An 11337-nucleotide genomic window follows, 5' to 3' on the forward strand; every position below is an offset into this window, starting at 1 on the left:
GCGGGGCGCTCCGGTGGGATGATAGTGGTCGGCGGCGCAGCGGGGCGCTCCGGTGGGATGATAGTGGTCGGCGGCGCAGTGGCGGGCCGGTCGGGCGGGAGAATGGTGGTCGGCGGCGCAACCTTTTCTGGCACTCGCGCACCGCATTCCGGGCAAAAACGGTCATCCGCTTTTAGTTGGTGGCCGCATTGCGGGCAAAAAGATGGTCGTTGCGGTTCGCTCATATCTTCTCCTGATCAGTGCGTGATCTCTCGGTGTCAATGGATGGCCGGGAGCGTGGGCAGCCGGCTTGCCGGCGTAGGGCCTAGGATCCCGGGTTGCCGGCCTGCGGTATGCTACCCTCGTGCATAGACGCACCAGCCGCAGCCAGCAGTGCATATCGTTTACGCATTGGCCAATATCTCACCCAACGCGGCAATACAAGCGCGATTTTCGTCGTCGGCGCCGAACGAAATCCGGATCCAACCCGGCAAACCCCAGCCACTGAGCGGCGTCACCAACACTCCACGTTGGGCCAACGCCGCCGCCAGCGCCTGATCGTCAGGCACTGCCACAGCCACAAAGTTCGTCTCGCCGGGAATGACGGTTAACCCTAATGCCCCCAAACCCTCGCACAGCACCGTGCGGCTGTGCGCAGCGTGGGCCAACGATCGGGCGAGATGGTCGGTATCGTCAAGTGCAGCTAGACCGGCAATCTGCGCTAGCGTATTGACGTTGAAGACTGGCCGTGCCCGCTCTAGATAAGCGATCAGGTCGGGTGCGCCAAAGGCATATCCAAGCCGCAGGCCGGCTAAGCCGTGGATCTTGGCAAAGGTACGCAACAGCAGCAGATTATCGCGTCCGGCCCGGATGAGCGGCAGTAGATCGGGGAAATCAGGGCGGGTGACAAACTCGATATAGGCTTCATCAACCACCACCAGCACCTCGTCCGGTACTTGTTCGAGGAACGCCAGCAGTTCCGCCTCCCCGACCGTCGTGCCAGTGGGATTGTTGGGATTGCAGACGAAGACGAGCCGGGTGTGCGGTGTGATCGCCGCGGCCATTGCCGGCAAGTCATGGGTCATGTCGCGCAGCGGAATCTGGCGCGCAATCGCACCCTGCGCCTGTATTCGTCGCGCATAGCTGATGAATGAGCCTTGTGCCAGCACCGCTTCATCGCCTTCACCCAGTATGGCATGGCAGATCAACAGAATTAATTCGTCAGAGCCATTGCCCAGCATGACGCTTTCCGGGGCAAGCGTGGCGCGTGCGGCCAGTGCATGTTTGAGCGCCGCCCCGCCGGCATCAGGGTAGCGATGGAGTTCGGCCAACGCTGCTTGCGCCGCAGCCACTGCCCGCGGTGATGGCCCTAGAGGGTTTTCGTTGGCCGCCATGCGGAGCGGTGGCGGCCCTGCCGGCCCAAGTCGCGGCGGCGGCGCCGGTGAGAGGGCTTGGAGAAACGGCTTCTTTCGGATCGGCACAGGCAAGACTCCGGTTTAGTGCATAGCGATTACTGGCAACAATATGTCAGGCTATGATTGATACTCTTTGCATGTTCTTACGCGCCTTTGCTCCCTCGGTATCCTTGCGCACTGCCGGTCGCGCTGTCAGTGCGAGGACGGACGCAGTCACACAGCGTTCGTTCTTGCTGAAGCGCGCTTCACGCCTTCGCAGTGACAACCGGGCGCGACATCCTCAAACCCTTGTATCCGAGCGCGCACGCCATTGTCATTGCGAGCCGAGCGGAGCGAGGCGACGCAATCCCCCACGAGGGCGGGAGGGGTGCCTGCCGGCCATTGATATGCGCCTGAAGCGCCGCTCTACCGCTGGCCAGTTGCGCTTGCTCACCTGTATTCCCCGCTGTCAGGGCATTGCTTCGGGCGCTCCGCGCCCTCGCAATGACAAAAGTTGCTCTCAGCAACCATCTCACCACTGGCCACAGATTGGAATTGGCTACTCCCTACTCCCCATCTCTCGTGGCCGTTCAACCGGTAACAGCACCATAAATGTACTACCCTGCCCTTCGCGGCTCTCGATCCAGATCTGGCCGCCGTGCAACTGCACAATTTCGCGGCTCAGATACAAACCGAGGCCCAATCCCTCGCCCCGCCGCCCCGGCGACCGGTAATAACGTTGGAAGACCCGTTCTTGTTCGCTCGCCGGGATGCCCGGCCCTTGATCACTGACGCTGATCAAGACCGCTGGCGCGCTGTTGGCCGGCAGCAGCGCGCTGCGCAGGCGCGCGCTGATCACGCTATCGGGCGGGCTGTATTTAATCGCGTTGTTGAGCAAGTTGGTCAACACTTGCCGGATGCGGACAGCATCGCAGATGACGAGTAATTCGGTCGTTTCGGTTTCGAGCAAAAGTTCACGATTGCCGGCGCTAGGCCGCTGTTGGTCAATCACTTGCTGGGCCAGCATCACCAGATTGGTCGGCTGGTATTGGAGATCGAATTGGCCGGCGTCGAGCCGTGACACATCGAGCAGGTTATCGACGAGACGCAGCATGTGGGCGACTTGTTGGGTGAGGATCGTCAGCCCGTGAATATCACGCGGATCACCGTCACGCTGCTGTTCGCGGCGGAGCAAGAGATCGGCGTAGCTGCGCACCGCCGCTAGCGGGCTGCGCAATTCGTGCGCTGCCACTGCCAGAAACTCATCTTTGGCGCGTTGCACCTTCTGGTTGGCGGTGATGTCGCGGAAGGTGATCACAGCTCCTTCCACTTCACCGTGCTCGTTCACCGCCGGCGCGCCAGTGAAACTAAAAAAGCGTTCACTCCCATCTGCCCGCCGGCGCATCAACCGGTAATCGTAGAAGGTGTTGCCGCGCAAGGCGCGGGTAAATGGCAGATCGTCAGGCGTCAGCGGATTGCCGTCGAGATCGCGTAAATCGTATAAGTCAGGAATGGCGGCTAACGGCATCTCAAAGCTGAGGTTGTCTTGTTCGAGCAATTCATGCGCCGCCTGATTCGCCAAGCTCAAGCGTCCATACCGATCGCAGAGCAGCACGCCCTCGGCAATCGACTCGACGACGGTATTCAGCTTGCGGCGCTCGCGCTGGCTGTCTTCATACAGCCGCACGTTGGCAATCGCAAAACCGACCTGATTGCAGATCGGCATGAGCAAGTCCTTATCGATCTGTCTAGTCAAGTCAAGATCGCCAAAGAGGGTTAACACGCCGGTCACGGTGCCGCCGGCCAGCAAGGGCAAGTAGGCGGCAGTCGTCATCCCCGCCGCGATCAATGCCGTCTCGCCGCGTTCATTCAGCAGTGGCCGGATCGCCGGCTGGCCGTAACGCACGACTTCGGCGCATGGACTAGCATCAACCGGCGCTTGATCGAAACAGGCCAGCGCAGCCACATCAATCGCGCGCCATGCGCCGATCTGCAGGCGTTCTTGCGCCGGATCAAAGATCAGGATTGCGCCGCTGCGGGCCGGCGTCAATTCCAACACCACGGTGAGCACGCTCTGCACCAGATCGGGCAGATCGGCTGCGGTGCTGATCGAGGTGACGACGGCGTCAAACGCTTTCAACCGCTGATTGCTGCGCCGGATCTCGTCGTACAACTGGGCATTGCGGATGGCCGCCGCGACGATGCTGGCGATCATCTCTAGATCATCAGGCTCAAGCTCCAGCGGTTCAGTCGCGACGCCGATTAATTCCAGCACGCCGACAAACTGATTGCCGGCCCGCAATGGTGTGGCCGTAATCGTCAAGCTGCGCGGCACGAGATCGCTTAACTCTTGGAAGATGGTTTGGGCCTGCGCCGAGACCAACCCCTGCAATTCGCGGTAGCTATGCTCGCCGTGCTGTTGCACGATTGCGTCACGTTGCCACGCCAGACCGGCCACACCCTCGCCCATCCGCAATTTGATCTGCCGCCATTGCGCCGCGAGGTGTGGCGGCATCGCTAATCCAGCCTGCGCTACCGGTTGCAAGCCGCTCGGCGTGGCGAGCCAGAGGATCGCTGCGCGCAGCGCCGGTACAACCTCAACAAAGCCGGCGACTAGCGCCGGAAAGAGCCGTTCTGGCTCTTGCAACGCCAGCCATACGGTGCTCGCCTGCATCCAACGCCGCACCCGCTCGGTCGGAATGAAACGCATAGTGGGTTGGGCAATCGCTGCCATCTCCTGCTGCGGTTCAGTCATGGCGCTTGCTCTCCATGCGACCATGCCACGGCGCGCTGGATCCCCTCGGCCAGCGGCACCTGCGGTTGATAGCCCAACAGCTCGCGCGCGCGCCGGATGTCTGCCACGTAATAGCTCACTTCACCCACCCGCTTGGCCGGCTGGACGGTAATCTCAGGCCGGCGACCAAGGGCAAGGCCGATCAATTCCGCCGCTCTGATAAGCGTGTTGCCTTCGCCGTAGGCCAGATTGATCGTGCGGTTAACCACTTCTCCTTTAAATAAACGGGTGATCCCGCGTACAATCCCATCAACGCAGTCGTCAATATAGGTAAAATCGAGCACCTTATCGCCGCCGAATACGGTGACCGGTTCGCCGTGGCGGATCCGGTGAATGAACAGCGGAATGACCCGTTCCATCCGCGCTAGGTCGTTGTCGTAGCGACCATAGACATTCGAGAAGCGAAAGACGATATAACGCAGGCCGTAACAGCGCGCGTAGGCGTAGATCAGCGCCTCGCCGGCAATCTTCGAGGCCGAGTACGGGCTTTCGGTGAAGCTGAAGTCGGCCCGCGTCTCTTCGGTGATGTAGCGGTGAATGTCACCATAGACTTCGCGCGACGAGGCAAAAATGAGCGGCAAGTCGTGCGCGCGGCAATATTCGAGCACGTTGTAGGTAATATTGATGTTTTCAAGCGCGCGATACGGCTCGCTCACCAGCTCGTAGACCTTGGCGTTGGCCGCTAGGTGTACGACCAGATCGCACGGCGGATAGGGTGCGCCGCCGATCCCGGCCCGGAAGTCGCGCTGCGGCGTGGCAAGATCTTGCAAGAGCGTCGGAATGCGATCAGTCCAAGGATTGACCCGCCGGTCAATCCCAAAGACGTGATGCCCCTCCGCCAGTAAGCGCAGGCCGAGGTTGGTGCCGATCATACCTGACGAGCCGGTGATCAAGATGCGCATCGCCGTACCATGTTCTTTATTGCGGGAGGATGCGGTGTATTGCTCTTTAGTATACCACGCTTACTCATACCGCAACGCCGCGATCGGATCAAGCCGTGCCGCCCGGTCGGCAGGATAGAGACCAAAGAAAATACCGACCGCAATCGACGTAATCGTTGCCAGCAAAATGGCGTCAAGGCTGACTTCGGCGCGGGCATTGGGCGAGAAGTTGACCAACAGCGCGGTGCCGATCGCGGCTAAGCCGTACCCCAAGGCGATGCCCAGCACGCCTCCCATCAGGCTCAACACAGTCGCTTCCACCAGAAACTGGAGGCGGATGTCGTTGCGCCGCGCACCAACCGCTTTGCGCAGGCCAATCTCGCGGGTGCGTTCGGTCACGCTCACCAGCATAATGTTCATAATCCCGATGCCGCCTACCACCAACGAAATGGCGGCAATCGCCCCCAAAAAGATGGTGATCGCGCCGGTGATGGTCGCAAACGAACTGACCAGATCTTGTTGGGTGATGATGGTAAAGTTGTTGTTTTGGTAGGTGAGGCCGTTACGCTGACGCAGCAAGGCGGTGATCTGGTCGATCAGCGCATCAATGCTGTCTTCATCGCGGGCCTGAATATACACCACCGTCACTTCAACCCGGCGGGTGACATTCTGCGCCGGCGGGAAGAGCCGGTCTTGAGCAGTGGTGATCGGCACGAAGATCTGGTCGTCTTCGTTCGAGGCAAAGCTACCGCCGCGTTCGGCCATCACCCCGATCACCTGAAAGCCAATCCCATTGATCCGGATGCGCTGCCCGATCGGATCGGCGCCGTCGGGGAAGAGGCGTTTAGCAACCCGATGGCCGAGCACAGCTTCGCGCGAGCGTAATTCGATGGCCCGTTCATCAAAGAAGGTTCCTTCGGCCACCCGCGCATTGCGCACTTGCGGGTAGTTGGCGCTGACGCCGGCGATCAGCGCGTCGTAACTGGCCCCGCTATAAGTGGTGAGCGCGCGCCGGCTGAACTCGGCGCAGACCGCTGCGACCGCCGGCACATTGAGCGGATCGGCGATAGCGGCAATGTCTTCGTTGGTCAGGCGCGGCGGCACCCGCCGGTTCGTTTCCGGGTCGTTGGTGCCGGCGAAGAGAAAGACCAGATTGCTGCCCAGCCCTTGCAATTCGCTGGTGACGAGCGTTTGGATCGCGCCGCCCAACGCCAGCAGCGCAATAACTGCCCCCACGCCGATAATAATGCCGAGCATCGTGAGAATAGCCCGTAGCTTGTTGGCCAGCAGGCTATTGAACGCAATGCGGATCGCTTCAAGGAGGTTCATAGGCGTTGCTCCGCGCCATCACCGGTTCCGCACGCCGGGAGGCGGCCCGCCGGCGTTAAACAGGTTGATCCGCGCGTCTACTCCCGGCACATAGATGCAACTGTTCAGGTCGATATTACCAGAGACAATCTCGATCACTTGATCGTTGCTCAAGCCCAACTGCACGGCGATAGCCTGCAACGCCGGTTGCGGTGGGCGTTGGGCAATGTCAACGTTGCACAAGCCGGGATCAGTGGTGACATCAACGAAGAACTGGCCACTGGCGGCGCGCACTGCCCGGCGCGGCACGATCAGCGCGTCGCTCTTCTCGGCCACGATAATATCGGCGCTGGCCGACATCCCCGGACGTACCGCCGCCGGCGGATTGTCGGTGACGATCCGTACCGTATAGGCCGTGACCCCCGATTGCACAATCGAGAGCGGGTTGATCCGCGCAACCTTGCCCCGCAGATCGAGATTGGGCAGGGCATCAAGCACCAGCGTGACTGGTTGGCCTACTGCGATCTGGGCAACATCAATTTCATCAACAGTCACATCGACATAATAACCGCTCAGATCGGCCAGCACGACCGCTGGCCGGGCCGCGTTGTAGAATTCGCCAATCTCAAGGTTGACCTCAGCCACCACGCCGGCAATAGGGGCTGTGAGAGTGGCTCGCTCCAGCGCCAATTGCGCTTGGGCTAAACTGGCGCGGGCGCTGGCGACTTGGGCCTCGGCGCTGGCTAGATCGGCCTCGCTCGGCGGTGCGGTGATCCGTTGCAAGTTGGCCTCGGCGCTGGCGACCGCAGCCTGCGCTGCCGCTAAGCTGCCAGCCCGCTGATCACCGAGCAACTTGTTCAGATTGGCGTCGGCCTGCGCCAATTGGGCCCGCGCCGCCGCCACTTGATCGCGATCGGCGCCGGCTAAGATCCGTTCAAGGTTGGCCTGTGCGCTGCGCAATTGCGCTTCGGCTTGGGCAATGCCGGTAATCTCGGCTTGCTTGGCCTGCTCAAAAGCGACTTGCGCCTGTCGCATCTGCTCTTCTGCATTTTGCACGGCGCGCAAGGCCGCCGCTTCCGTATCGAGCGCCGATTGCGGCAGTGATTGGCCAAACCGCGCCAACTGCTGCTCGCGCTCGCGGTTGTCGTTGTAAATCCGGCTGTATTCGGCTTGGCGATCACGCAACGTATTCGCTGCTTGCAACAACTGCGACTCGGCCCGTGTCTTGGCCGCCGACAACGAGTCGCGTTGGGATTGCAAAGCCGCTATCGCCTGATCGACCTGCGCTTGCGCCTGCGCCACCTCGCTGGCTTTGGGCCCGCCCAAGAGTCGTTCGAGATTAGCCCGCGCCTGATCGACCTGCGCGCGCGCCGCTGCCAAATCCTTCTCGGTCACATTACCGGTCGTCTGGCGCAATTGCGCTTGGGCTTGGGCCAATTGCGCTTTCGCCGCCGCCACTTCGGCTTCGCGCGGCCCGGCTCGCAGCCGGTCGAGACTCGCTTGGGCCTGTGCCAGTTGCGCTGCCGCTTGCTCGACCCGCAATTCCAGATCGCGTGTGTCGAGCCGGGCTAACGCTTGCCCAGCCGTGACCTGATCGCCAACTTGCACCAACACTGCGCTGATTAACCCGCTGTTGCCAAACGTCAGATCGAGCACCTGCTGCGGCTGAATCGCGCCGCTGGCGTTGACGGTGGCGCTAATCGGGCCTCGTTGCGGATTGGTAAGTGCATAGTTGAGCCGGACATTCGCGGGTTGGCCGCGGTTGAACCAGAAGAGACTGGCAACGATGCCTCCGACGATGAGCAACGCGCCGATCCCCCAGACCAGACGGTTCTGGCGGCGGCGGAGGTGGGTTGATTGGCTCATAATGATCCTCAGTCGTTGCGACGCACGCACTACCTACCAGCATCATCATACTACGAAGCTGGGATAGCGTTACTCCATTTGACGGATGACAATAGAGAAGGTTGCGGAACGGTGCGCTGGTTAGGCGCTGCGCGAGAGTGATGATGGGTTGGCTTGACCATTGGCGGCGCGCGCGAGGTCGCGATCGCTGATCAATTCATTAATCCCATCGAGCAATAATTGCAGCAGATGCTCAAGGTCGCGTAGTTGTTCAAGGCTGAACCGGGCCAAAATCCGATCCATATCAGCGCGCCGGGCCGCCTCGACTAGCGCCAGCCGCTGCTCGCCTTGCCGGGTGAGCATCACTTGCACCACGCGCCGATCTTCGACATCGCGCACCCGCCCGACCAGATGTTCATCAATCAGCCGATCGACGATACCGGTCAGTGTGCCCGCCGATTGCTGCGTGATCTCGGCGAGTTCGCTCATGCGGCAGACGCCTGCTTCGCGAATGGCAAACAACGTGACCATCTGCGGCAGCGTTAGACTGATTTCAGGCCGGCTGAGCGTTTGCAATAACTGCTTCTGGCTTTGCCACGTAATCTGGCGGACAATATCGTCAATCGCGCTGGTATGATGAGAGCGGGGGTTGTGCTCGTGCATGCGCGTCCTCACTGGCAAGTATGCTCAAAGTGTAAATTATTCTGGCAACAAATATTTAGACTTCTGATACCCATCGTAACCGATTGCTGGTGGAATGTCAATGTCTTGCACAGGTAATATCATGGTCTTTTCGCCACTGTGCTATGCCCGATCCATTTTTGTGGTACCCTTCCGCACAGCGAGTAAACAATATACGGAGGAATCGATGACCACTGAGGATATGGCTCGTTTGGGTGCGCTTGGCCCGCTTGATGGCCGTTACCGCAACGATGTAGCGGCGCTGGCCGGCTTTTTCAGCGAAGCGGCGCTGTTTCGCTATCGGGTGCGGGTTGAGGTTGAGTATCTGATCTTTCTCTCCCGTGCTCGCGGCATCACCTTTGTGCCGTCGCTTACCCCGCCGCAGCAAGCGGCGCTGCGCGCGCTCTACCGCCAGTTTAGCGATGAGGATGCGCTGGCGATTGCCGCGTGGGATCGGCGGGTGAATCACGATGTCAAAGCGGTTGAGTATTGGTTGCGCGAAAAGCTGATGGCGCTTGGCTTGACCAGCCACCTTGAGGCGGTGCATTTTGCGATTACGTCCGAAGATGTCAACAATTTGGCCTATGCGCTCATGGTGAAAGAAGCGCGGGAGCTGGTGTTGTTGCCGGCGCTAGAGGCGCTGCTCGAACCGTTGCGCCAATTGGCCGACGCCGAGGCGGCTACGCCGATGTTGGCCCGCACCCATGGCCAACCCGCTACCCCCACTACCTTCGGCAAAGAGATGAATGTCTTCTACATGCGCTTGCGACGCGCCATTAATGATGTCGCCGCTATCCGCATCACCGGCAAGCTCAATGGGGCTAGCGGCGTCTTCGCGGCCCATCAGGCGGCATTGCCGCAGATCGACTGGCTCAAGTTTTCACGCGCCTTCGTTCGTTCGCTCGACCTTGAGCCGATCTTGCTGACGACCCAGATCGAGCCGCACGACACTTTAGCCGCACTCTGCGATGCGCTCAAGCGGGTCGGAGCCATTCTGACCGACCTTAGCCAAGATTGCTGGCGCTACATCAGCGATGGCTATCTGGTGCAGGCAGCGCGTGCCGGTGAAGTGGGTTCATCAACGATGCCGCATAAAGTCAACCCGATCGACTTCGAGAATGCTGAGGGTAATTTGGCCTTGGCCGGCGCGCTGCTTGAGTTGTTCGGCCGCAAGCTACCCATTTCGCGCCTGCAACGCGATCTGTCCGATAGCACTGTGCTGCGCAATTTAGGGCTGGCCTTCGGCTATTGCCTGCTCGCGTACCGGCGTTTATTGCGCGGCTTGCAGAAGGTTGCTGTTGATCGCACCCGTCTGCGCCGCGATCTTGAAGCCCATCCCGAAGTGTTGGCCGAAGCGATTCAGACCATCTTGCGCCGCGAAGGCTTTAGCGAGCCATACGAGCTGCTAAAGGAGTTTACCCGTGGCCGCACCCTCACCGCTGATGAGCTGGCCCGCTTTATCGCCAGTTTGCCGGTGAGCGATGCTGTGCGCGCCGAGTTGCAGGCGCTGGCGCCGGCAGCCTATATTGGGTTAGCAGTGAAGCTTGCCCAACTTCGCGATGAGGCGACGGTTGGCAATTGGACGTGAGGCAACAGTCTCTATCGCGGGGTACTGTCGTGGCTAGCCGCTTGCGCCGAAGCATTGCGCCGCGATGCCCCTGCTTAAGCGGTATGTAACGATCGTTCGCTTCCCAATGGATGGGAGCGATGCTCGTTTGCCAGATAATTCCGCGGCTCCAACTGGGAGGTTGGAGCCGCGCTATTCGTTTTCTACAATGTATGCACAATTTTGTATTTGCAATCTATTGACAAACCGTGTACACTAGAAAAGTATGTTGTGCTTGTTTGCACAGATATGACGTATCGGCCCCGACATTCATTGCAGCAACGGCGACTCGCTCAACGTTAATACGTTTCTTCATAGGTGATCCCAGCTTGCAGCGGTGGCCGTTCTAGCATCTCTACGCGCATGAATGCATTGCACACAGTTCACTGCCCACTAGCAACCCAATGGCCTCTTGCCTTTGGCCCGGCGCTCAGATCAGAAAGGAAGGCAGAGGATGGCCGTGGTTGAATTGACCGTCTGCCGGCTTTGCGCGCGCAGCCGTCCCGATATTTGGCAGACGTTGGCCCGCCTGCGCGCCGCCCATCCCAACGAGCTGCACATTGTTGAGCTCGATTGTATGGCCGCCTGCGATGACGTGCCGGCGATTATGATCGAGTACGATTATTACCCCCGTGTGACGCCCCAGCAACTAATTGAGTTGATTGAGAGCCGTCTGAAGGCGATGGCTGCGTCGTAGGGCAGGTTTGGGTGCGAGCTGCTTTATCTATTGTCCGCATCCCCCTACCTCTCTCCCATCGGTTCGGGAGCGGGGCGCTCCTATGCTCCGCGAGAGCAGTGTCTTTACCACCCGCGCAGCGGCTCCCCCGCTCCCGCCGTCAGGTGGGAGCG

General features: G+C 60.3%; 9 protein-coding genes. 2 read left to right on the top strand and 7 right to left on the bottom strand.

The window, feature by feature from the left end:
- The 7 genes from U9R81_RS15190 to U9R81_RS15220 form a co-directional block, all read right to left on the bottom strand.
- On the bottom strand, positions 1 to 224 hold a 224-nt coding region (locus tag U9R81_RS15190; protein ID WP_322496276.1), incomplete at its 3' end, for a zinc-ribbon domain-containing protein.
- 159 nt (positions 225 to 383) lie between these two features.
- On the bottom strand, positions 384 to 1460 hold the full coding sequence (hisC, locus tag U9R81_RS15195) for a histidinol-phosphate transaminase (RefSeq protein ID WP_322496277.1): 1077 nt from the start codon (positions 1458 to 1460) through the stop codon (positions 384 to 386).
- 472 nt (positions 1461 to 1932) lie between these two features.
- A complete protein-coding gene (locus U9R81_RS15200) occupies positions 1933 to 4128 on the bottom strand; it encodes an ATP-binding protein (protein ID WP_322496278.1) in 2196 nt (731 codons plus the stop codon).
- Complete coding sequence (locus tag U9R81_RS15205) at positions 4125 to 5069, bottom strand: NAD-dependent epimerase/dehydratase family protein (RefSeq protein WP_322496279.1); 945 nt, start codon at positions 5067 to 5069, stop codon at positions 4125 to 4127. Before U9R81_RS15205 ends, U9R81_RS15200 begins: the two co-directional genes overlap by 4 nt.
- Positions 5070 to 5129: 60 nt before the next feature.
- Complete coding sequence (locus U9R81_RS15210) at positions 5130 to 6377, bottom strand: ABC transporter permease (RefSeq protein ID WP_322496280.1); 1248 nt, start codon at positions 6375 to 6377, stop codon at positions 5130 to 5132.
- Between the two features lie 18 nt (positions 6378 to 6395).
- Positions 6396 to 8222: an efflux RND transporter periplasmic adaptor subunit gene (locus U9R81_RS15215; RefSeq protein ID WP_322496281.1), complete on the bottom strand. Its 1827-nt coding sequence runs from the start codon at positions 8220 to 8222 to the stop codon at positions 6396 to 6398.
- Positions 8223 to 8342: 120 nt separating this feature from the next.
- Positions 8343 to 8864 carry a MarR family winged helix-turn-helix transcriptional regulator gene (locus U9R81_RS15220; RefSeq protein WP_322496282.1) on the bottom strand — a complete coding sequence of 174 codons (522 nt, stop codon included), beginning with the start codon at positions 8862 to 8864 and terminating at the stop codon, positions 8343 to 8345.
- A 205-nt stretch (positions 8865 to 9069) separates the two neighbouring features.
- On the opposite strand from U9R81_RS15220, the gene purB reads away from it, so the two are divergent.
- A complete protein-coding gene (gene purB / locus U9R81_RS15225; RefSeq protein ID WP_322496283.1) occupies positions 9070 to 10470 on the top strand; it encodes an adenylosuccinate lyase in 1401 nt (466 codons plus the stop codon).
- A gap of 436 nt (positions 10471 to 10906) precedes the next feature.
- Positions 10907 to 11185 (top strand): NAD(P)H-dependent oxidoreductase subunit E, encoded by a 279-nt coding sequence (locus U9R81_RS15230; RefSeq protein ID WP_322496284.1) that lies wholly within the window; start codon positions 10907 to 10909, stop codon positions 11183 to 11185.
- Positions 11186 to 11337 lie beyond the last annotated feature (152 nt).

It is taken from the genome of Chloroflexus sp. (assembly GCF_034435895.1).
Lineage (GTDB): Bacteria > Chloroflexota > Chloroflexia > Chloroflexales > Chloroflexaceae > Chloroflexus.

What these genes read in the sequence shown, in the direction of transcription:
- purB (WP_322496283.1), top strand. Translation starts at nt 9,070, where the DNA reads ATGACCACTGAGGATATGGCTCGTTTGGGTGCGCTTGGCCCGCTTGAT.
- U9R81_RS15220 (WP_322496282.1), bottom strand. Translation starts at nt 8,864, where the DNA reads ATGCACGAGCACAACCCCCGCTCTCATCATACCAGCGCGATTGACGAT.
- U9R81_RS15215 (WP_322496281.1), bottom strand. Translation starts at nt 8,222, where the DNA reads ATGAGCCAATCAACCCACCTCCGCCGCCGCCAGAACCGTCTGGTCTGG.
- U9R81_RS15200 (WP_322496278.1), bottom strand. Translation starts at nt 4,128, where the DNA reads ATGACTGAACCGCAGCAGGAGATGGCAGCGATTGCCCAACCCACTATG.
- U9R81_RS15205 (WP_322496279.1), bottom strand. Translation starts at nt 5,069, where the DNA reads ATGCGCATCTTGATCACCGGCTCGTCAGGTATGATCGGCACCAACCTC.
- U9R81_RS15210 (WP_322496280.1), bottom strand. Translation starts at nt 6,377, where the DNA reads ATGAACCTCCTTGAAGCGATCCGCATTGCGTTCAATAGCCTGCTGGCC.